Origin of the sequence: Crocinitomix catalasitica ATCC 23190 (genome assembly GCF_000621625.1) — a bacterium.
GTDB classification, from domain to species: Bacteria; Bacteroidota; Bacteroidia; order Flavobacteriales_D; family Crocinitomicaceae; genus Crocinitomix; species Crocinitomix catalasitica.
The window spans coordinates 215,907-240,096 of record NZ_KK211318.1; the positions used below are offsets into that span (position 1 = coordinate 215,907).

Below are 24,190 nucleotides of genomic sequence, written 5' to 3' on the forward strand. Positions count from 1 at the left end.
GATTCTGATAATGATGGAATAGTAGATGCGATTGAAGGTGGCGGAACTGATGCTGATGGCGATGGAATCTTAGATGATTTTGCAGATGTTGATGGTGACGGTTTCTCAGATGTTGTAGATACGGATGATAATACTGCTCCTGGTGCTGGTGACGGTGGAACGGCTTTACCATTGCCAAATACTGATGGCGAAGGTGGTGCAAACTACGTAGATATTGATGCAGACGGAGACGGAATCATTGATAATATTGAAGGGCAAGCAACTGCTGATTATATCGCACCAACTGGAACTGATTCGGACGGTGATGGAATAGATGATGCTTACGATTTAGATGAATCAGGAACACCAATCGTTCCTAACAATCACGATGGTGATGCAGAACCAGATTATGTTGATTTAGATTCTGACAATGATGGTGAATCTGATTTAATTGAAGGTCATGATTTAGATGGAGATGGTGTCGCTGATACTGTTCCTTCTGGAGATGATACGGATAATGATGGTTTAGATGATGCATTTGATGATGTGATTTTAAGTGATGCAACTGCTGGTATTAATGGTGGTAATAGAACTGAAGATCCTTTAACAGATGGTACACTTGCTGATGCTGATGCACCAGGAATAGGAGATTTAGATTTTAGAGAAAACTTAGTTGATACGGATGGTGACGGAATTGTTGATATCGCTGATTTAGATGACGACAATGATGGAATTCCTGATGCTGTTGAAGATTTAGATCTTGACGGAGATGGTGATCCTTATACGAATCCAACTGATACAGATGGTGACGGAATAATTGATATTTGGGATTTAGATGCAGATAATGATGGAATTTCAGATATCATTGAAGCTGGTGGCGAAGATGCAAATGGGGATGGTAAAGTTGATGATATAAATGAAGACGGAACATTGGTGAATGATACTGATGGAGATGGCTTAGACGATTTATATGATGCTGATAACGGAGGAACAGATATCATTAATCCTGATACGGATGGTGATGGTAACTCAAACTTCCAAGATGTAGATTCTGATAATGACGGCATATTTGATATCATTGAAGATGGTGGAATAGATGCTGATAATGACGGTCACGTTGACGACTTTACAGATGAAAACGGTGACGGATGGGATGATAACAATGTAACTGACGGTTCTGAAGATACTGATGGTGATGGCGTTTCAGATTATTTAGATCTTGATTCTGACAACGATGGTACTGCAGATATTATTGAAGATGGTGGAATTGATACAGATGGTGATGGAAGAATTGATGATTTTGTTGATGCAGATGGAGACGGTGCTGATGATGATGACATGACAGATGGTCTATTAGATACAGATGGTGACGGTGTTCCAGATCACGAGGATTTAGATTCTGATAATGATGGAATAACTGATACTGAAGAAAATGGTCAGAATGATACAGATGGAGATGGTGTGATTGATGATTTTACAGATGAAGATGGTGACGGTTGGGATGATAACAATCAAACAACTGATCCAATAGATACAGATGGTGACGGAAATCCAGATTATACAGATTCAGATTCAGATAATGATGGAATTGATGACATTATTGAAGGTGGCGGAACAGATACAGATAGTGATGGTGTAATTGATGACTTCATTGATGAGAATGGTGATGGTTTAGATGACAACACTGGCGGAATAACACCTCCTGATACAGATGGTGATGGTATTGATGATTATAAGGATGAAGATTCTGATAATGATGGTGTACCTGATGATGTTGAGAATGATCCAAACGGAGATGGTACTGGACCAGATGATACAGATGGTGACGGAATTAATGATTATCTAGATACTGATGATGATAATGACGGGATACCAACAAGTGAAGAATCTGATACAGATGAATTCGGAGACTATACTGATTGTGACGGTGATAACATTCCAGATTATTTAGATGCAGATGTTTGTACAGAAGAAACGGGTGTGATTGCACCAACAGGTTTCTCTCCAAATGGTGATGGTAAAAATGATACGTTCATCGTATTAGGAATTGAGGATATGGAAAATGTTTCTGTAATAATCTTCAATAGATGGGGAAGTAAAGTGTTTGCTTCTTCGGATTACCAGAATGATTGGGATGGGACAAATCAATTTGGCCTTAACGTTGGCGATCAATTGCCTCCTGGAACATACTTCTACGTGATTGACTTAGGCGATGGTAGTGAGATAATTAAAAACTACATCTACTTAGAAAGATAAAATTAAAAACGATCCTGGTTGAGTTAATCGACCAGGATCATTTAAAGAAAAAGATATGAAAAAGTATATTTTAATTTTGTTAGCAGTTGCATCATCCGAAATAGGATTAGCGCAACAGGATGCAATGTTTACGCACTATTCATTTAATACATTAGCTGTCAATTCTGGTTATGCTGGAAGTAGAGATGCACTTACCGTAACAGGTTTGCACAGGTCTCAATGGGTGAATTTCCCTGGTGCACCTACAACGCAAACTTTAACCGTTCATGCGCCTTTAGCTAATGATAAAATTGGTTTAGGTTTATCGTTTATGCACGATCAAATTGGACCGACAAAATCAACTCAGGTTAATTTAGATATCGCCTATAAAATTCAAATTCGTGAAACAGGAAAATTGTCTTTTGGTTTAAAATCAGGACTTAATTTCAGAACGAATAAATTGGCTTCGGATGTGGTTACTTCTGAAGGTGGAGATGCGATTTTTGAAAATGATATCCAATCTGATGTATTACCTAATTTTGGATTTGGAGTCTATTATTCTACACCTAAATTTTATGTTGGTTTATCTACACCTAAATTATTGGAGAATAACTTAAATGATAATTCAACTGCAACAATAGAGTCGTCTGAGCAAAGACACTTCTACCTAATTGCAGGTACGGTTTTTCCAATCAACGAAAGACAAACAATTAAATTGAGACCAACTACTTTCATTAAGGCAACACAGGGTGCTCCGATGGAATTAGACTTAACGGCTTTGTTTTATTTTGTTGATAAATATTGGGTTGGCCCAATGTGGAGAACAACGGATGCTTTGGGGATTTTAGCAGGTCTTAATTTAACACAGCAATTTTCATTAGGTTATTCTTTCGACTGGTCTTATGCAAATAAAACCTCTGTGTACAATGCTGGATCTCATGAACTAATGCTGAGATATGATTTTATGTTCTCAGGTAAAGGGAAGATTCAATCTCCAAGATATTTTTAATTTGATAGTAAAGAAATAGATGACGATGAAAAAGTTATTACTAATTATATTTATAATAAGTTCCGCAGTTTACGCGCAAGAGTCAAATCCAGGTAAATTGAAAAAAGCGAACTATTTGTTTGAAAATTTTTCCTACGATGAAGCGATTAAAAGATTTGAAAATATAGAGCTAACTACTTTAGACGATAAAAGAAAATTAGGTATCAGCTACTGGAATACGGGAGAACTTAATAAAGCTGAGGCTGTGTTTAGAGATGTTGTGCTGACCGAAGGGAATATAGCGGATGATTTATATAACTATGCTGCCATTCTAAAGGAAGTTAAAAATTATGATGATGCAGATCTTTGGATGAAAGCTTTTGCCGAAAGAAAATTGGATGATTCAAGAGGTGTTGAGTTTACAGAGAATGTAGATGTAAGAACAAAAATTCAAGAAGATAATGGCCAATTTAGTATTGAGAATCTTGAAATGAATTCTGAAGCACAAGATTTTGGTGTTTCTTTCTATAAAAATAAATTGGTTTACGCTTCAACAAATACACAAATAGGACCGATTTACAGAAGATGGAATTGGAATAAATTACCTTTCTTGGATATGTATATCGCAGAAAAAGAAGGGAATCAAATCAAAAGTCCAATAAAATTCGATAGCAGGTTTAATAAGAAATTTCATGAAGGTCCTGTTTGTTTTAATAGTGACGGTACGTTTATGATTTTTACCCGAAACAATTATAATGAAAAAGATGCCGATGGAATGACAAGATTGATGTTGATGTCTTCTAAATTTGTTGATGATGAATGGACAGATCCAATCGAATTGCCTTTTAATTCAAAAGATCATTCTTGCGGACATGCAACAATGTCTAAGGATGGTAAATGGTTATTCTTCGTTTCTGACATGGTTGGAGGTATAGGCGGCGCAGATATCTACAAAGTTCAAATGAATGAAGATGGTACTTATGGTCAACCTATTAATTTAGGAGCGACTATTAATACAGAAGGTAATGAAGTCTTTCCTTTTATTCATGCTGGAAATGAAATGTTGCTTTTTTCGTCTGACGGTAAATTCGGTTTAGGTGGATTAGATGTTTTTGTTGCTCAATTAAAAGATGAATATGAAATTGGAAAAGTAATGAATATTGGAGCTCCTATTAATTCTAGCTTAGATGATTTCGCATTGATTATTGACGCTGATCAAAAATCTGGCTATTTATCTTCTAACAGAATAGAAGGAAAAGGGGATGATGATATTTATAGCGTGACAATGAATGCTCCATTTATGTTTGGTAAAACGATTAAAGGTATTGCTAAGGATAAAAAAGGTGAAATATTGGCTGGTGTAGAGGTCGTTTTAAAGGATGCTGAAGGAGCGGTAGCTGGAACAGCTACATCAAAAGAAGATGGCAGTTACCAATTCTTGGTTGATGGCGATAAACAATTTACTTTAAATGGAGTAAAAGAGAAATATTTTGCAGGAAGTAATACCGCAAATACTGAAACAATTGACGATATCATTATCGCTGATTTGGAACTTGAAAAAGATCCTGGCTTATCAATTTATGCGTTGATCACTGGTAAGGCTTCAAAAATGCCATTGGATAGTGTAAGAATGAGAATTACGGATAATATGACAGGGAAAGTTGAAGAATACTTAACTGATCAAAAAGGTGATTATTTTAAAGCTTTGGCGAATAAAAAATTAAACGATCGTGGTAGTTATAATATCGAAATTGAAAGAGATGGGTATTTATCTAAAACGGTAACTTATAATACGCTTTTTGATAAAGAAGGTAAATATGAAGTGCATAGCGAACTAGATTTATCACTAGAAAAAATTGAGTTAGGTGGTGATCTTTCTAAGATTATAGACATTAAACCAATTTACTTCGATTTAGGGCGATACAAAATTCGACCAGATGCCGCAACTGAATTAGACAAAATTGTAAAAGTGATGAACGAAAATCCTAAGATGGAAGTAGAGTTAGGGTCGCACACTGATGCAAGAGGAAGTGCAAGGTCAAACGAATCACTTTCTGACAAAAGAGCGAAGGCTTCGGCGCAATACGTAAAAGAACGTATCTCAAATCCTGATCGTATTTATGGTAAAGGTTTTGGTGAAACTAAACTTGTAAACGAATGTGGTGATGGTGTAAAATGTTCTGAAGAGAAACATCAAGAGAATAGACGAACTGAGTTTATTATCGTGAAATTATAAATAAAGTATCTTAATTTATTAAAGTTCGGGAGTTATTACTTCCGAGCTTTTTAGTTTTATAGCCTTAAGATTGAAACCTCGTTCTGAGTGTATCTTATTACCAATAGTTAAAAGTAGTAGTGCAAGTTGATCATATTTATCTTTTAGCATCGAATAAAAAAGGGAGGACGTTAAAATTATTGCATTGCAAATCATTACATAAATTTGATGATTATTGGCTTTCTAAACGAATGAATATCGTCGTTTTATCTACTTACAAAACATACATTTTTTAACGGTAAAAACATTCATTTTTATTTTTAATCCCAATTCTACTGAAATATAATTTTCTGCTTTTTATACTAATTCTGTACATTTTTATAATACCTCAATACTTGTTTAAAAGGGATGGATTGAAAAAAAATAGGAATTTTCTTCGATGAATTGGTTAATTACTTCGATAAGAATTCCATTGATTTACAATAGGTTCAAGTTTAAAAAGATAATTATGTCTTTTTATAAATAATTTAATCTATTAAAACACCATGTTTGCCGATTTTATTACAGGTACATGTCGAAAAGTATGGTGGAAATTGATATGTTTTTTATACATTCGTTTCAGTATTAAGAAACTAAAATAACCCAAAACAGAAAAAAAATGATAGTGTGATTAAAGAATGTTTAAACCAAATTGTGATTGTTAATTTGGTTTCTTCAATTTGAAAATAACCCAAGATTCAAACTGAAATTTTATTCTTTACAAAAGTAAAATAGTAATATATAGGATGCGATAAAAACGATTAATTGTTTTACATCGATGTCAAATATAAATTTAAAGTTTTAGTCGCACTATTGTTTTTTTTTATTTTAAATGATAACTTTTTTATTTCATAATTGAAACCCTATTGTTTATAATCTTAAGCTATTTTTAATATCTAAAATTTAAAAAAGCTAATAAATTTCAAAACTCATTCTCTTTGTGAAAGACTAAAAAATAGAAAAATCTACTGATTATTCTAAACTATCGCGTTGAACGCTATTTATTCCTATTAAAGGACATCACCGAAAAAACATTCTAAATAAATTACAATGTGTTAAGATTGTAACGGTTCTGAAGGATAATCCTATTACTGGAATATTGGTTTAAGACATTGAAATTGTTGAAGGAACAGTGTTTTTATAGTTAAATTATTGATTTAATCACTGAACATTGCTTTCTCAAATAAATCTTGCTATTTTCAAAGATCTTTGTACTACTTTTGTTACATGAAATATTTACTTGTCATATCAGTTTTTTTAATCGGTGGGCTTATCGGCTTTTTCGTTGGGAAAAATTCGACAGTAATTATTGAAAAAAGAAATAAAATCACAGAAGCCCAAGTGATTACAGAGGTTGTATACGATACGATTATAAAAAAAGAGGTGATAGAAGTACCTGTTCCTGTAATTATAGTGGACAGTTTGAGTCTAGATACGATACCAATTGAAAGTGTTGACACAACCGAAGTTACTGATCAAATTGAAATTAAAGATACTTCGGAAATTGATAGCGATATCGTCATTCGACGGGAACGAATGATTAAATCTAAAAAATATCAAATCATATTTTTAACTGAAGAAATTAAAAAGGATACAGCCCTCAAAGAAATGTTAGGGATTAAAGAATCTAAAATAACAGAATTAATAGTCGAGTTTTGGGAATCGCCTTTGAATTTCTCAGGATATAAATTATCCAAAAACAAGTTGATTCTTTATGGTTTGTCTGACCAGTTTAAATACCAAATATATAAAAGAAATAAGGTTTATTATATAGGATTTGAAGACATTCTATACGGATTAAAAGAGACACAAGAATTTTTACCTTTTGTAGAGGTGGATCGAGAAAATATATTGAATGATTGATTTTTATAAATACCAAGGAACAGGAAACGATTTTATCTTAATAGATAATAGTAAAGATGATTTTAAAGCCAATAAAGTGGACTACGCAATTAAATGGTGTGATCGTAAATTTGGTATAGGAGCAGATGGTTTAATATTTATTGAACCTTCAACAAAAGGAGATTTTTTAATGGATTTTTATAATCCAGACGGCAGCCAAAGCTTTTGTGGGAATGGATCGAGATGCAGTGTGGCATTCGCTAAGTTTTTAGGAATAATTAAAGACCAAACTAATTTCGAAGCAATTGATGGTATGCATCAAGCAGTAATAAGCGATAAGCATGTGAAAATAGAAATGCAACAATATGGTGCAATTGAGTCTATTGGAAATGATCATTTTATCGATACCGGTTCACCCCATTATGTCGCATATCGTAATGGTGTGAATGAAAATATAGTTGAATACGGTAAATCTATCCGCTATTCTGATCGTTTTAAAACGAAAGGAACAAATGTGAATTTGATAGCTGAAAAAGGGGATAGAAATATTGAGATTTGGACTTATGAAAGAGGGGTAGAAGCTGAAACCTTAGCATGTGGAACAGGCGCTACGGCTTGTGGAATAAGTTTTGCCCAAAAGCACAATATTGATAAAGGAATTATTGAAGTGAAAGCACAGGGTGGTCATCTGAGAATTCATCTTGAGGCATCTAAAAATGATAAGGTTTATCAAAATATATGGCTTGAAGGACCCGCTGAATTCGTTTTTAAAGGTGTGATTGAAGATGAAAATTAAACCAGTTCTACCTTTTCAAGATTTCCAATTGTCAGGCTCTTATTTGGTTTTAATTTCACCAGATAAAATTCCACACCTCATCTTGGTGCAAAATAAAAAGTATTATTCTTTGACCTATAAAAAGTCAATTGTAGGGGATGATTTTGAGCCTTTTCTAAATGTCCTCACTAAAAAACAATATCCCCTTATTTTTATCGAATTGGCGCAGAAGGATTATATAGTTGAACGTGAATTTTTAAAATATGCGCACGTTGATACAGAAACTATTACTTGTTTGCAACCAATAAAAAATGTGCTACTACCAAATAGTCAGGCCGATTTTATATTCGAATTTATTCCTGATCTCGCCAAGGTTAATCTGATTTTGAACTATTATCAAATCAATTCAACCCATCTTTTAAATGAAGATAATTCTTTTAACCTAAAGGAATATTCTAAAAGTGATATCTTTAAGCATATAGAAAGTTTAAATCTTAAACATGTTGAAAGCTGATAAAATATATTTGAGAACATTAGAAATGAGTGATGTAGATCATATTCTGCAAAGAGAAAATGATCCGCTAAATTGGCGCGTGAGTGGAACAAAAGTTCCTTTTTCAAAAGAATTAATTCATGCCTATATTCAAAGTGCTCAGGACTTGTACACACATCAACAAATTAGGTTTGTTATCTGTTTAAATGAGAATGATTTGCCTGTCGGAACAATCGATATGTTTGAGTTCGATCCCTTTCACCAAAGAGCGGGTTTAGGCATTTTAATAGATAAAGCACACCGAAATAAAGGATTGGCAGCTGAAGCATTGATTTTGATAGAAAAATATGCTTTGGAAGTAATCGGAATAAGAAACTTATACTGCAATATCCTCGTTGATAATGTTGAGAGTATTAAATTATTCGAATCAGTAGGATATACTAAAATTGGCACCAAAAAAGATTGGTTCAATAATAATGGATATTGGATTGATGAATTGATGTATCAAAAACTATTGGCCTAAATGAAAAAGATAATAATTCTAATTGTACTATTAATTATTGGTGGCGTTGGCTTCTATATTGGGAAACCATATTATGACATGCATTTTAAAACCATTGCATTGTCTGTTGATCAAAAAATAATCTATGTGCATTCTGACGAATCATTGATGGATTTGGCTGCTAAATTTGAAAAGGAAGACATCATGTCAAAAAAGTCTTTTTTAGCTTATGCTACTAAATTAGGATTGACTGATGAGAACCTCGAACCGGGAAAATATCGAGTAGTAGATGGTATCAAAATTAAAAATATATTTTACGGTTTTAAGAATGGTAATCAAGAATTAAAAGATGTAAAAATCACCTTTAATAATTGTTTGACAATAGAGGATATGGCGGGGAAAGTAGCGCCAAATATTGAGGCTGATTCTGCCCAAATTGTTGCTTATTTAAATCATACAGCGACCATTGAGAAATTTGGATTTAATCCCGCAACTATGATCAGTCTTTTCTTGCCTGATACATACGAAATTGGGGAGTGGGATACGTCTGCAGAGGAGTTTGTAGCATTCATGGCGAAAAAGTATAAAGACTATTGGAATGAGGATAGAAAAGCCAAACAAGCAGTATTAAATATCAGCCAATCGCAAATCGCAACCTTGGCATCTATTATTGAGGCTGAGCAAGGAATTAACACACAAGAATGGCCAATCATTGCGGGGCTTTATCTGAATAGAGTTAAAAGAGGAATCCTTTTACAATCTGATCCTACTGCAAAATTCTGCTGGGGTGATGAATTAAAAGGAGTGAAAAGGTTATTGACCATTCATATGCAAAGAGATTGCCCTTACAATACGTATATCTATCCAGGCATTCCCCCTGGACCAATTCGTATGCCATCTAAACAAGCCATTGATGCTGTGCTAAATGCCGAACAGCATGATTATATTTTTATGTGTGCAAAGCCTGATAATAGCGGTCTACATAATTTCGCTAAAACCAATGCCCAACACAATGCAAATGCTGCCAAATGGCATGCTTATGCACGAAAAATGAGGTTGAGATAAGGGGAGTTATTAGTTGTTAGTATTGATTTTTGTTTGTGTATTGCGATTAGTTATAAGGTATATGCAATGCTTTGCATGTAGCTGTATTTCTGCTGCTATCTAACTAAACCACAAGTTTAAAATTGAGCATACCTTTAGAAAGTATGGATAAATGATTTTAATTGATTCACCCGCTGCGAGGAAATTAATCCAGCGCCTGTTAATTTATACGCAAAATTCAATTAAACGATAATTTACTAAAAGCACTTATTTATTCTTAAATGATTGAAACTGTATGTTTATAGTTTTATCGGCTCTGCATGTGTCTGCATTGCTGCTGCTCAATCGTATAGACGCACAATACTTAAACAAAAAAAACGGAGACAATTATAATTGCCTCCGTTCCAGTCAATATTATAAAATTTCTTATTTCAAGAAACCGTATCGTGCAGAATAGTCTAACATTTGCTCAGCAAAACTACCTGGTTGCTTCATTGTTATTCCAATAATTTCACCTGCATCATCCATTACCGATGTTAAAACAGGATTCATAAATCCATTGTATGGAGGAATGTTCAATGCTTTACTTCTTTCCAATACTTCAGCGTGAATGCCTTTGTCAACTTTTACACCGTAGTTCTCAACTAAATCATGTCCAGCAGCATAATCACCTTCTGATTTAATTCTTTGAATCTCTTTTAATAAGTCGCCAAAGATTCCTTTTAAAGCCACATAATCATTGATTTCGAAGAATGTTTTACCATCGCGAACATCTTTTGTGATTACGTTATTAGCTACACCTTTTTCAAAAGCCCAACCTGCAACCAATTGTCTATTTCGCATATGTGCTTCTTCAATATCAGCACCCGGCTCTAATCGACGCATTTGCACCATTAATCCGTTTCTGATATAAGAATCGTATTCAGCTTTACCAACTTCTAAAGATTCCATTAAACCTAAATCAACTAATTTCTCATCCATTAAAAAATACAAAGCCACTAAATCTGCTCTTGCTTCTTCTAAAGTTGATGCATAATTCTTTAAAGTTTCTTTTGGTGTTCCAACTCCTTCGTTTAATTTACCTGATGCATGACCTATTACTTCGTGCATTGCAGTGTGCAATTTAGAAGCTAATTTACCATGTTTAATTGCTCTGTCTATTTCTTCTTGATCATTCGCAAATTCTGATAAAATTCCTTCACCACTAGCATTGTCATAAGCTTCAACAATATTCCCTAAACTAACAGATTTTGATCCGTGATCTTCTCTAATCCATTCGTTATTCGGTAAGTTCACACCAATTGGAGTTGAAGGAGAGGCATCACCAGCTTCACCAGCAACATTCACAACTTTATAACTCACACCCTTAACATCTGGTTTTTTGTGTTCATCAGCAATTGATGATTGATCTTCGAACCATTGTACATTATCTGCCATTACTTTCATTCGAGCAGAAGCATCAAAATCTTTAATTTGAACAATTGATTCATAAGAACCTCTCATTCCTTTTGGATCACCATAAACTTCAACAAAACCTTGAATGTAATCAATGTCTCCTTCTGTTGCTTGTGACCAAGTAATGTTAAATTCAGACCATTTTTCTAAATCACCTGTTTGGTAATATTCAATTAATAAACCTAAAGCTTTTCCTTGTTCATCATTTTCAGCAACACCTTGTGCCAAAGACAACCATTTTACTACTTCTTCAATAGCTGCACTATATTTACCACCAACTTTCCAAACTTCTTCTGTTACATTGCCGTCAGCATCTTTTACCAAACGAGAATTTAAACCAAATTCAACTGGTTTATCACCGCCATTTGCCATGATGTCAGCATAAAATGTTTCTACATCTTTTTGCGTAACATTTGGTCCATAAAAATTGGTAGCAGAACTCAATACTAAATCTTTTTTAGGATCTAAACTCACTCGTTTTGCGTCAATATTTTTATCAAAAATTGCCGTCACTACTTCGTCACTTAATGTTGTTGAAGTACTTGAAAGTAAATCAGTGAAATATGGTTGACTGAATTTTGGAATAAATTTATCCATTGAATAGTGGTGGTGGATTCCGTTTGAAAACCATACTCTATTCGTATACTCCATAAAGTTGCTCCATTCTTCAGTCGACTTGTCGCCATCAAAATTTTGAACAATATTTTCTAATGCCGATCGAATGGCTAAGTTATGTCTATAGTTCTGGTCCCAGATCATATCTCTTCCAGATAAGCCTGCTTCGTATAGATAATAAACTAGTTTTTGTTGTTTCAAACTTAATTGATAAAATCCTGGAATTTGGTATTGCAGAATTTGAATATCGCCGAATGTTTCTTTCATGTCAGCTGAAATTTCGCTCGTAATCACAGTGTCTTTTTTTTCAGTTGAATCTGTTGTACTGTCCTTTGATTCTGTTCCGTCTGAACCGCAGCTCATTAACATCGATCCAGCAATAGCCGTTATGTAGCCGTATTGGTTTAATTTCATATTTATCTGTTTTTCAAATTCTAAATTAACTAATGTTTTTCAGTATTCAATCAGTTTTTTTATGAACGGGTCGAATTCAAGTATGGAATCATACCGTTCACTCAACGTTAGTGGTATTTTTTGCGTTATATGTATATCTTCTTTAATTTAGTGCTTAAATAAATTATACATGTTAAAACTGATTATTGGCTCACTTTGTATTATCACTACGTTTCAAACTACTTTTGCTCAATTTGGTTTTGAGTACAATACTGAAACGCAAGTAATCAAAGATGATATTACACAAAAATTCCCCTGGGCGGGTGGAATGGATTATTGTCAATTTTCAAATATTGATCTGAATTTTGATGGCGTGAACGATCTTTTTGTTTTTGATAGAACATGTAATAAGATTTTAACATTCGTGCAAAATGGTGGTCCCGGTGAAAATGATTTTCAATATGCGCCTGAATACGAATCTGATTTTCCGGATAATCTGCATGATTGGGCTTTATTAGTCGATTATAATTGCGATGGATTAATGGATATATTCTCTTATAATATTGGTGGAACATCTTTATATAAAAATGTAGGGAATGTAATCGATGGAAATAGTTTTGAAATTGAAGTAGAATTGCTTCAAACTTATATTTACGACGGCTATGCGTATATGTATCTAAGTTCGCAAGATATTCCAGCCTTAGTTGATGTGGATGGCGATGGTGATATAGATATTCTTGGATTTGGTGTATTGGGGACAGCTGTAGAATATCATAAGAATTTAAGTGTTGAAACTTATGGGGTTTGTGATTCTATTCTCTACGAAACTAAAAATATTTGTTGGGGAAGGTTCCGAGAAGACAGTGGATCTAATGATATTGAATTATGGGATACTTTAGATTATCCTTGTGATGAAGAAAGTTTAGGTTTAGAATTTGCGCGGAATTATGGTCGTGCAACGGATCATCAAGATAGACATTCAGGATCAACACTGTTGGCACTAGATATGGATGATTCAGGCGTTTTAGATCTTGTTTTAGGTGATATTTCATATAAAAACCTTACTTTATTAATGAATACTGGAGAAGAAGTGAATACAAATTCGGGTATGGGATCAGTTGACCCTGCTTTTCCGTCTTCATCAATTGCTGTGGATATGCCGATTTTTCCTGCAGGTTATCATGTCGATGTAAACAATGATAATATACGTGATCTTATTGTTTCTCCGAATGCAAAAATAGCATCTGTTAATAAAGAAAGTGTTTGGTTATATGAGAATGAAGGGGCAGATACTGAACCCGATTTTCAACATAGAACTGAAAACTTCTTACAGTCTGAAATGATAGATATTGGAACTGGTGCATTACCCATTTTTTTTGATCACAATGGTGATGGGTTATTAGATTTATTGGTTTCAAGTCAAGGAGAATACAATCCAATTTCAGGAGGTCAAATCTCTAGAATATCTTATTATGAAAATACAGGTACAGAAACGGAACCTGAATTTACATTTATAACGGAAGATTATCAGGACTTATCAACCATGGGAATAGGCGCAACATTATTCTTCTATCCTGCTTTTGGAGATCTTGATAATGATGGTGATGAAGATATGATTTTGGGTGAGTATACAGGCTACTGTTATTACCTTGAGAATACTGGTGGCGCAGGTAATCCAGCCATATTTAATACATTTATTACTTTGAATGACGCTACCGGTTCTCCTGTTTTTTCAGGGACTTATGCTTATCCTAATTTAACAGATTTAGATCGCGATGGTGATCTAGATTTAGTGATCGGAAGGCGAACGGGAAAACTACAATATTTGGAAAATACTGGATCTATTTCAGATTATGCTTTTACAAATACAAACCCAAATCTAGGTGATGTAAACGTTTCTGGAGAAGGATTTATAGAAGGGCACGCTATTCCACAATTTATAGAAATAGGTGGTGAATATCATTTAATAGTAGGATCTAAACTTGGATTTTTATACTACTATGATAATATCGAAGATAACCTTACGGGTGAATTTAACCTTGTGGATATGCATATAGATTATATTAATATAGGGACCTACGCAGCTCCAGCAATAGCAAACCTAAATGGAGATGACCGATTTGAAATGGTTTTAGGGAATAGAAGAGGGGGCGTTGGATTTTTTGAGTCTGCACCAATTTCTGTTGTTGGAATTGCAGCGCATGACAATCTAGTAGATGTTAAAATTTATCCTAATCCAACAAAACAAGCCGTAACAATGGATCTTGGTAGTTTAACTTATGCACAATTAAAGTCAACTTCTATAGAATTGATTGACCTAAGTGGGAGAAGTTTATTACGGGTTAAACCAAATTCGAATCTTGTTTCAGTTGACCTGAATAATGTGGCAAAAGGAACTTATTTGGTCAAAATTACTGATCAAAATTCAATATTTACTGAAAAATTAATCGTGTATTAAACAGTAATTTTATTGTACTTATTCTTTCTTTATTTTCACATTGTTTAAACTTTGTTACATGAAGATGAAAATCGCAATTTTTATTCTCATTGAAAGTCTTAAATTTGTAGCCTTATCAATTTATTAAAATGAGCGCAAAACCTTCAATAGTAAAAGGAACAAGAGATTTTTTACCACTAACAATGGTAAAACGGAATTATATTTTCTCAACCATTAAAAACGTATTTGAAAAATTCGGTTTTTTACCCATCGAAACACCATCAATGGAGAAAACAGAAACCTTGATGGGGAAATACGGTGAAGAAGGTGATCGATTAATTTTTAGAGTGCTAAATTCTGGTGATACCCTAAAGAAAGCGGATACAAAAGCTTTTGAGGAGGAAAACTTGGTTAGATTCGCGAATTCTCTTTCAGAAAAGGCTTTGAGATATGATTTGACTGTACCATTTGCTAGATATGTAGTACAGAATCAAAACGAATTAAGTTTCCCGTTTAAACGTTTTCAAATTCAACCCGTTTGGAGAGCAGATCGTCCACAAAAAGGACGATACCGCGAATTCTATCAATGTGATGCTGACGTTGTTGGCAGTGATTCATTGATTTATGAAATCGAATTGATTCAAATCTTTGACGAAGTACTAAGTAAGTTAGGACTGACTGACTTCACCATAAAAATTAATAACCGTAAAATTCTTTCTGGTATTGCTGAAGTGTGTGGTGAATCTGAAAAATTAGTTCCCATTACAGTGGCTATCGATAAATTAGATAAAATTGGAAAAGAAGGCGTAGTCAAAGAATTGGTGGAAAGAGGTATTTCTCAGGAAGCAATTACTAAGATTGACCCATTATTTGATTTATCTGGGAATAATGATGAGAAAATTAAACAATTGGAGGCTTATTTGGCCGAATCTGAAGTCGGATTAAAAGGTATCGATGAATTAAAGTTTGTTTTAAATCGTATTAAATCTTTAGGTTTAGATAAAGCAAAACTCGAATTAGAAGTAACCCTAGCAAGAGGATTGAATTATTATACAGGCGCAATTTTTGAAGTAGCGGCTAATAATGTGAAAATTGGTAGTATTTGTGGTGGTGGACGTTATGACGACTTAACAGCATTATTTGGATTAAAAGATATGTCGGGTGTAGGAATTTCATTTGGTGCAGATCGAATTTACGATGTGATGACCGAATTGGATTTATTTCCTACAGAATTGATGGCTGCAACACAATATCTTTTCATTAATTTTGGTGAGAAAGAACAAGATGCATGTCTGAATTTAGCAAAACAAATACGTGATAAAAATGTATCATGTGAGGTTTATCCTGAAGCTAAATCAATGAAAAAACAAATGAAATATGCCAATGATAGAGGTTTTCCTTATGTCATTTTAATAGGCGATAATGAAATGAATAATGATTCGATTACCCTAAAAAATATGGTGAGCGGAGATCAAGACACAATGTCAACAAGCGAATTTATTAATCAGCTATAATTTTTATGACAACACATCAGATTAATGGAGATCATTTAACGATTGCCAAAATAAAAGAAATTTTAGAAAGCAATTGTCAACTCGAATTATCAACTGTTTCCAAAAATAAAGTACTTAAATGTCGACAATATCTAGATGATAAAATGTCATCGGGTGAGCATATTTTTTACGGAATCAATACCGGATTCGGTTCGTTATGTGATACACATATTTCAAAAAATGATTTGAGTCAATTACAACGAAACCTTGTTGTTTCTCACGCATGTGGAATGGGAGATGAGGTGCCGCATGAAATTGTGAAATTGATGCTATTGCTCAAGATACAAGGTTTGTCTTATGGGCATTCAGGAGTTCAATTGGCAACTGTCGAACGATTGATCGGGTTTTATAATAACGATATCTTTCCTGTAGTATACGAACAAGGTTCGTTAGGTGCTTCTGGTGATCTTGCTCCTTTGGCACATTTATCATTGCCAATTTTAGGCGAAGGACATGTGGATTTTGATGGTGTTAGAATGACTGGTGCTGAGATGTTAGCTAAAATGAATTGGGAACCGCTTGTTTTACAATCAAAAGAAGGTTTGGCTTTATTGAATGGAACGCAGTTCATGAGTAGTTATGGTGTTTGGTGTATGATTAAAGCTGAAGATATTTCTGAAAAAGCGGATTTGATAGCATGTATTTCTATTGATGGATATGACGCAAGAATTAATCCTTTTAATCACAATGTAAATGCCATTCGTCAGCAAACTGGACAAATAGAAACGGCACGTATTGTTCGAGAAACCTTGGCTGGAAGTGAAATCATTACGCAAGAAAAGGCACATGTGCAAGATCCATATTCTTATAGATGCATACCACAAGTGCATGGTGCAACAAAAGATGCTATTGCGCATGTAAAAGGAATTTTTGAACGCGAAATTAACGCTGTAACAGATAATCCAACAATTTTCCCTGATGAAGATGAAATCGTTTCAGCAGGAAACTTTCATGGTCAGCCATTGGCTATCTCTTTAGATTTTTTAGCGATTGCAATTGCTGAATTGGGAAGTATTTCTGAACGTAGAATTTATAAACTAATCGCAGGAAATAGAAAATTACCGGCTTTCTTGGTCGCTAACCCAGGTATAAATTCTGGTTTTATGATTCCCCAATATGCTGCAGCGTCAGTTGTAAGTCAAAATAAACATTTAGCAAATCCCGCTTCGGTAGATTCGATTGAATCATCAAATGGGCAAGAAGACCATGTAAGTATGGGCGCGAATAGCGCGACTAAAATGTACCGCATAATTGATAATCTATACAAAGTTTTAGGTGTTGAATTGTTAAACGCAGCACAGGCTTTAGAATTTAGAAGACCTTTAAAATCAAGCCCTAAAATAGAAGCAATTGTTAAGGAATACAGAAAAAAAGTTCCATTTGTAGAGAATGATACTTATCTTCAACCACTAATTGCAGCATCTATAAATTTTGTAAAAAGTATTTAAAATGAAAGAAGAAAGAGGCGATGCATTATTGGTGTTTTGTGTTTTGTCATGGGTTTATATTGGCTTCAATTTCTTGTTGGTAATGTTTTCTTTCATGCAAGGACAATCATCTCCTGAAGAGATAGAGATGGCCAGAATAGCGATGTTAGAAGGGCAAGATCTAGAAGTTATTAATATGATGGGATGGCTTTTTGAAGAGTTTACTAATTATATGGTGATAACGAATGATAATTTCTATCTGATCAATATCGTAACATTGATGAATTTGATAATTGGTTTTATCGGCGTATTTTTAATGTTCAGACTGACGAAAATGGGATTCTATCTGTATTTAGCATATAGTATTATTCCATTGCTATTAATTACCTACTTTTATCAAGGAATGACTATTGGAACAGTAATGCTGATGTTTACGGGTATTATTGGTTTGATATTTAGCTTGATGTATGGTTCGCAATTGAAACGAATGTCGTAGTAATAATTGAAACAATACCATGAATACTATTTTAAAATATTTAATTTTTATTCCTGTAATATTGATAGGATTAAGTGCTTGTAAAAAAGATGAGCCTAAATCAATTGTTTATGGGTATGAATATTTTCCAATTGAAACCGGAAAATTCGTGGTATATGATGTTGTTGATATTTTTCACGATATCGTTCTAGAGCCCGCACATGATACTTCGCGTTATCAAATTAAAGAAGTAATCGGTGAAGAATTTATTGATGGTGAAGGCGAGCAAGCATTTAAATTACGACGATTTAAAAGGTTGAATGATACCTTAAGCTGGTCGATTAAAGATGTATGGACAATTAAACGAACGGGAACAACCGCTGAGGTTGTCGATGAGAATAATCGAAAGATTGAAATGATATTCGCGATTGCTTATAATAGAAGTTGGAACGATAATGCACTAAATGACGGTTCTGAACATGAATGTTTTTATGATAAAATTTATGAACCATTCTCCATTAATGATATCGCTTTTGATTCAAGTGTAACAGCTGTCTGTGAAAACTTCACTTCGTTCGTTGATCATCGGGTTAAAAAAGCCGTATATGCGCCAGGTATAGGTAAGATTTACAGTGTCTTTAAGGACTTGCAAATAGACGAATTTGATACAACCAATATTCAAAAAGGTCCGGAACTATTTTATACAGTTGCTGACTTTGGAATTGAGTAGTAATTTTTGCTCCTGATTTTAAATCTTAATTATATGTTAAAAGTCCCTAATTGCAAAGCTTTAATAGCAACCAAACGACTTGGTTATCGTATTAAATAAAAGTAGGAATTTTACGTTCTAAGAGTAGATGTATTTAAAACAACTCATTTTAATCTTGTTTATTGGTTTTTTTGCGAAGCCAATTCATGCTGCTCATTTAATGGGGGGAGAAATTACTTGGCGTGCTTTAGGAGGTGATAATTTCGAGTTTACTTTGGTTATTTATCGAGATTGTAATGGTCTTGATATCATCGATCCAAGTTTAGATTTAAGAGTCTGGAATCACGACGTAGTGACTTCAATTGCATGTGATTTTTTAAGTTCGACAGATTTATCTCCAGATTGTTCGGTCGTTCCAGGTAGCCCCTCAGAAATTGATTGTGGCGTAGGCCCAGGAGGCGGGTCAGGTCCTGGAGCAATTCAAAAATACGTTTACCGTTCAGCTCCAATTTTATTAACGGGTACACCACCTGCTGCTGGCTGGGCTTTTACTTACGATTCATTTTCTCGAAATTGGGATGTAGACAATATAACAGACCCTTACGCATACGGCTTTACATTGTCTTCTATAATGTACGCTTTACCTGACGGTTCGTGTTTAGACTCATCTCCACAATTTGCGCAAGATCCTTACATGCTTCTTTGCAGTGGTTCTGTATTTAATTTTGATGCCAATGCTTTTGATCCAGATAATGATTCGTTGGTGTTCTCATGGGGCGTTCCTTTAGACCACTTTCCTTCAGGTACTTTTGATCCTCCAACGAATCCAGCACCAGTGCCTTTCGAAGCTGGTTTTGCTTTTAATAATCCTACGCCAGATGCGTCTTTTGATGCATTAAATATTCCTGCTAGTATGAATACTGAAACAGGAAATATTGCCTTCAAATCGAATACGCCTGGAAATTTTGGCTTTGCTCAAAGAATTGATTGCTATCGAGATGGCATATTAATCGCTACAATTAATAGAGAATCACAATTGGTTGTAATTCCTTGTTTAGGATATGATAATACAGCACCGACTATTGATCCGCCTTTTATTGATGGAACTTTCGATGCCGAATTTTTTGCTGGTGATTTAATTAATTTTGATATCGTCATTCGCGACATGGAAGTTCTGCAAGATGGAACGCCGCAAACTGTTACACTTATTCCAACAGGTAATTATTTTGGTACTGGATTAGTCGATCCAGCTTCTGGTTGTGATTATTTGCCTTGTGCTACATTAGATACGCCTCCAATAATTCAAGGAATTCAAGGATTGACAACTAATTTTAATTGGCAAACTTCATGTGATCATTTATTTGATGCTTGTGGTGTGCAACAGCAAGAACAAGTATATACTTTTGTGCTGAACGCGAAGGATGACTATTGTACAGTGCCTGGTCAGACCTATAAAACTGTTCGAATAAAACTTAAAAATAGAGGCGAAGTAGCTGCTCCTGATCTGGATTGTATTGATGTGTTACCTAGTGGTGATGTCGTTCTGAATTGGTCACCACCGGCAGATCCAGAAGGTGCGTTCTTGGCTTATGAAGTATGGTCGACAACTGATGGATTTATAACTACTATTCCTTTAATTGGAACAAATACGTATACTGTAGTTGGAGCAGGGGCAGATCTTGTATCAAAAAGTTACTTTATTAAAACACTTTATGGTTGTGATGGAGGTAATGAGTCCGTTAGCGATACGCTCAGTAGTATGTTTATGTCTCTAAATGATCTATTGGATGGTCGTGTGAGGTTGCGATGGAACAATACGCATGATCCAATTCAAGTGGGAGAAGATGTAGTACAAGAAATTTATAGAGAGTATCCTGTTGGAACATGGATCTTGAGGGGGACTAGAGATTACGGAATTAATGAATTTACGGATACAGTAGATATTTGTGAAGATTTTATGTCCTACGAAATTCGCGTAAATCACGACGCTGGATGTACGTCTACTTCGAATGTTGAAGGGGCAATATTAAAAGATTTTTCTGCTCCAGATATTCCTAAACTAGACTGGGTTTCTGTAAATTGTGAGACAGGTTTTGTAGATATTAGCTGGAATAAAAACAATCAGAGTGATACCTATGGCTATATCATCTTTTGGCTGAAAGATGGTATTTGGGAAGCCATTGATACTGTTTATGGAATAGACAATACAACTTATTCCAATGCCGCAACTGAAGCATCTTTTGGTCCAGAAGGGTACCGTATTGCAGCTTTCGATTCTTGTTACACAGATATAGTGCCGCCAACTTATCAAACTTCAGCATTGAGTGAGGGGCATACAACAATCTTCTTGGTTGAAGAATATGATCTTTGTGCACGAACAATTAACTTGGTTTGGACACCTTATGAAGGTTGGATAGAAGAAACGGCGAAATACGAAGTAATGGTAAGTGTTAATGACGGTCCGTTTGAATTAACAAAAACAATTACAACAGCAGCATTAAAATACAATCATACCAATATTGATTATGGAACCAAATACTGTTTCGTTGTGCGCGCAACTTCTGTAAACGATTCTATTTCTTATTCTAATAAGATCTGTCGATTAGCATCACCACCAAGTGAACCTGATTTTCATTATTTAGCGACTGCTACACATACATTGGGTAATGATGTTGAATTATTATTGTATTCAGATATAAGTGCGACTGTTAAAGAATACAATGTGATTGTTAAAGCTCCTTATGAGTCTGATTTTGTTTCAGTAACAAATTTCACTTCCACCGTTTCCGACTTTATGTCAATTTATGACGAAAATGTCTTTCCAGAAAGAGGGGCTTATCAATATCAAATTAACATCATTGACACTTGTGGTAACATAGGTCAAAAATCAAACCTGGTGACAACTAGTTTTCTCGAGATTACTACAGATCACGTTGAAATGAAACATACCCTGTCATGGACAAGCTATTATGGCTTTGATGGGAATGTTAAAAGGTATAATATTTACCGGGGTGAAAATGGCGTTTTTGATGATACACCTATTGCTACAACTTTGCCAGGTGTAAGATCTTTTGTTGATGATGTGTCTGAATTTATTAATTCACAAGGTCAATTTTGTTACCGCGTTGAAGCAGTTGAAACAATTAATTCTTATGGATTCAGCGAGACATCTTTTTCAAATACGGCTTGCGCAGTTGTTGAACCATTGGTTTATATTCCAAATGCTTTTGTTGTGAATGGGGCTAATCCTGTTTTTCTACCAGTTGTTTCTTTGTACGAATTTGATTCTTATCAACTGCAGATTTATAATCGTTGGGGGGAAATAATTTTTCAATCTGACGATCCTTACGAAGGATGGGATGGATATAATAATGTCTTCAATCGGATACACGAAGAAGGTATGTATGTTTATTTCCTAGCAATTACTGATCGTAATGCAAAGGAGTATCAATTTAGAGGAACAGTAGCCTTATTAATCGGTGGGCAATAATCAGTAACGCCTATAATTTCTTACTAACAATTCTAAATTTCAACTTGCTTTCGCGCTGAGAACTGCATATTTCACTAGTTTTGTTCAAGTAGATATATTTTTTAATTAATAGATTTTGTAAAAAGGTCCTTATTGAAAGAAAAAACAAGATGTTTGAACTAGAACGAAAAAATAGGAGAGCTGAATGGGTTTTTATGGTGTTGAGTGGCCTTTTTTTGGGTTCCCTTACAATGCTCAATATTTTAGGTATTACGAAGTTTATTTCGCTCGATTTTGTGTTCTTTGGCAATGAAATTCCTTTTCCTATAGCGATTGGGGTTTTGGCTTATCCCATTACATTTTTATGTACTGATTTTATAAGTGAATTATTCGGTAAAAAACGGGCCAATATGGTTGTTTGGATGGGCCTTATCTTGAATTTATGGGTACTTTTTATTATTTGGATTGGTGGAGTGTTACCGCCAGGACCGGAATTAGATGATTTAGGAAATGTGATTCCAAATACAAATGGTTGGATTTTCTATGAGGTGCGTACAGCAACATTTGCAGCAACCTCCGCAAGTATGATTGCTTACATTTCAGCTCAATTTATTGATGTTCAAATATTTCATTATTTGAAAAAGAAAACAGGCGGGAAATACTTATGGTTAAGAAATAATGGATCAACATTAGTTAGTCAATTGGTTGATTCTATCGCTGTTATTTTAATTACACATTATTATGCTGATGCGCTTCCAAAAGATGCTTTTGGGAATATTACAGAACCATTAATCTACTTTATAACGGCAAGTTATTTATTTAAATTTGTGACAAGTTTATTGGATACTATTCCGTTTTATTTTGGAGTTAAATACTTAACCCAATATATAAAAGCAGGTCACATTGAAAAATAGTTGAGTAATCTCAATATTCAACGGAGTCCTTTCTATTTATAAATTTAGCGTTTTAATTAAAAAATCGTATTTTTATCGGATTAGAAATTCAAATCTATTTTTTTTAAAATGTCAAAATTGTTCCCCTATATTTTTTTCTGTTTATTTATCTTAATAGTGGGGTGTGTTGATGAGAAACCTTCACATCTTGGTATGTGGCAAGGTGAACAGAATGGAGATATTGGATTCATTAAATTGGATGAAAGTGGTGGAGCGTACATTTTAGTAAAAGGAGATACTTTAGGTGGTGATGGTTTTGAAATGGAAGGTAACCCTGTTAATTTAACTTACGTTATTGACGATACGAATGAGAAAAGTCATATTGATTTCATTCTTAAATTGGCCGATGGTGATATTGAGTTATTGCGGATCCCTGGTATTTATAAATTCAACTCAACAGGAGATATGGTGCTCTGTTTAAATTATAACGATTCTAGAAGGCCAACAACATTTGAGAAGGTGGATACAGTTGTATTGAAAAAAGTGGCGAGATAAATTCCAACCAAATTAATTTCAGTTTTACGCATTAACAAGATTATAGCATTGTTCTTTATGTACTCCAATAAGTTTTAATCAGAATATTTCTCTTATA

At 34.2% G+C, this 24,190-nt stretch carries 17 protein-coding genes; 16 read left to right on the forward strand and 1 reads right to left on the reverse strand.

Annotation, left to right across the window (positions count from 1 at the left end):
- The 8 genes from T367_RS23270 to mltG all read left to right on the forward strand — a co-directional run.
- Nucleotides 1–2,235, forward strand: a 2,235-nt coding sequence (locus T367_RS23270; protein WP_027421321.1) for a T9SS type B sorting domain-containing protein, incomplete at its 5' end; no start/stop codon positions are given.
- Nucleotides 2,236–2,290: 55 nt separating this feature from the next.
- The gene (locus T367_RS0119455; protein WP_027421322.1) at nucleotides 2,291–3,223 is read left to right on the forward strand and encodes a PorP/SprF family type IX secretion system membrane protein; all 933 of its coding nucleotides are present in this window, start codon (nucleotides 2,291–2,293) and stop codon (nucleotides 3,221–3,223) included.
- A gap of 25 nt (nucleotides 3,224–3,248) precedes the next feature.
- Complete coding sequence (locus tag T367_RS0119460; RefSeq protein WP_169736090.1) at nucleotides 3,249–5,438, forward strand: OmpA family protein; 2,190 nt, start codon at nucleotides 3,249–3,251, stop codon at nucleotides 5,436–5,438.
- Between the two features lie 1,245 nt (nucleotides 5,439–6,683).
- On the forward strand, nucleotides 6,684–7,319 hold the full coding sequence (locus tag T367_RS0119470; protein WP_027421324.1) for a hypothetical protein: 636 nt from the start codon (nucleotides 6,684–6,686) through the stop codon (nucleotides 7,317–7,319).
- Nucleotides 7,312–8,094 (forward strand): diaminopimelate epimerase, encoded by a 783-nt coding sequence (dapF, locus tag T367_RS0119475; RefSeq protein WP_027421325.1) that lies wholly within the window; start codon nucleotides 7,312–7,314, stop codon nucleotides 8,092–8,094. The genes T367_RS0119470 and dapF overlap by 8 nt, the downstream gene beginning before the upstream one ends.
- Nucleotides 8,084–8,587 carry a hypothetical protein gene (locus T367_RS0119480; protein WP_027421326.1) on the forward strand — a complete coding sequence of 168 codons (504 nt, stop codon included), beginning with the start codon at nucleotides 8,084–8,086 and terminating at the stop codon, nucleotides 8,585–8,587. Before dapF ends, T367_RS0119480 begins: the two co-directional genes overlap by 11 nt.
- Nucleotides 8,574–9,089 (forward strand): GNAT family N-acetyltransferase, encoded by a 516-nt coding sequence (locus T367_RS0119485; protein ID WP_035846390.1) that lies wholly within the window; start codon nucleotides 8,574–8,576, stop codon nucleotides 9,087–9,089. Before T367_RS0119480 ends, T367_RS0119485 begins: the two co-directional genes overlap by 14 nt.
- Complete coding sequence (gene mltG / locus T367_RS0119490; protein WP_027421328.1) at nucleotides 9,090–10,133, forward strand: endolytic transglycosylase MltG; 1,044 nt, start codon at nucleotides 9,090–9,092, stop codon at nucleotides 10,131–10,133.
- A gap of 405 nt (nucleotides 10,134–10,538) precedes the next feature.
- On the opposite strand, the gene T367_RS0119495 is transcribed toward mltG, so the two are convergent.
- The gene (locus tag T367_RS0119495; protein WP_027421329.1) at nucleotides 10,539–12,596 is read right to left on the reverse strand and encodes a dipeptidyl-peptidase 3 family protein; all 2,058 of its coding nucleotides are present in this window, start codon (nucleotides 12,594–12,596) and stop codon (nucleotides 10,539–10,541) included.
- A gap of 169 nt (nucleotides 12,597–12,765) precedes the next feature.
- Here T367_RS0119495 and T367_RS0119500 point away from each other — a divergent pair, with 169 nt between their 5' ends.
- From T367_RS0119500 to T367_RS0119535, 8 genes are all read left to right on the forward strand, one after another.
- The gene (locus T367_RS0119500) at nucleotides 12,766–15,033 is read left to right on the forward strand and encodes a T9SS type A sorting domain-containing protein (RefSeq protein WP_027421330.1); all 2,268 of its coding nucleotides are present in this window, start codon (nucleotides 12,766–12,768) and stop codon (nucleotides 15,031–15,033) included.
- Between the two features lie 128 nt (nucleotides 15,034–15,161).
- Nucleotides 15,162–16,526 (forward strand): histidine--tRNA ligase, encoded by a 1,365-nt coding sequence (gene hisS / locus T367_RS0119505; protein WP_027421331.1) that lies wholly within the window; start codon nucleotides 15,162–15,164, stop codon nucleotides 16,524–16,526.
- Nucleotides 16,527–16,531: 5 nt separating this feature from the next.
- Nucleotides 16,532–18,013, forward strand: a complete 1,482-nt coding sequence (hutH, locus tag T367_RS0119510) for a histidine ammonia-lyase (protein ID WP_027421332.1) — start codon at nucleotides 16,532–16,534, stop codon at nucleotides 18,011–18,013.
- A 1-nt stretch (nucleotide 18,014) separates the two neighbouring features.
- Nucleotides 18,015–18,488 (forward strand): hypothetical protein, encoded by a 474-nt coding sequence (locus T367_RS0119515; protein WP_027421333.1) that lies wholly within the window; start codon nucleotides 18,015–18,017, stop codon nucleotides 18,486–18,488.
- Nucleotides 18,489–18,507: 19 nt separating this feature from the next.
- Complete coding sequence (locus T367_RS0119520; protein ID WP_027421334.1) at nucleotides 18,508–19,197, forward strand: hypothetical protein; 690 nt, start codon at nucleotides 18,508–18,510, stop codon at nucleotides 19,195–19,197.
- Nucleotides 19,198–19,324: 127 nt separating this feature from the next.
- On the forward strand, nucleotides 19,325–22,666 hold the full coding sequence (locus T367_RS0119525; protein ID WP_027421335.1) for a T9SS type B sorting domain-containing protein: 3,342 nt from the start codon (nucleotides 19,325–19,327) through the stop codon (nucleotides 22,664–22,666).
- 149 nt (nucleotides 22,667–22,815) lie between these two features.
- A complete protein-coding gene (locus T367_RS0119530; protein ID WP_035846403.1) occupies nucleotides 22,816–23,559 on the forward strand; it encodes a queuosine precursor transporter in 744 nt (247 codons plus the stop codon).
- A gap of 108 nt (nucleotides 23,560–23,667) precedes the next feature.
- Nucleotides 23,668–24,093 carry a hypothetical protein gene (locus T367_RS0119535; RefSeq protein WP_157454323.1) on the forward strand — a complete coding sequence of 142 codons (426 nt, stop codon included), beginning with the start codon at nucleotides 23,668–23,670 and terminating at the stop codon, nucleotides 24,091–24,093.
- The last annotated feature ends 97 nt before the right edge of the window (nucleotides 24,094–24,190 follow it).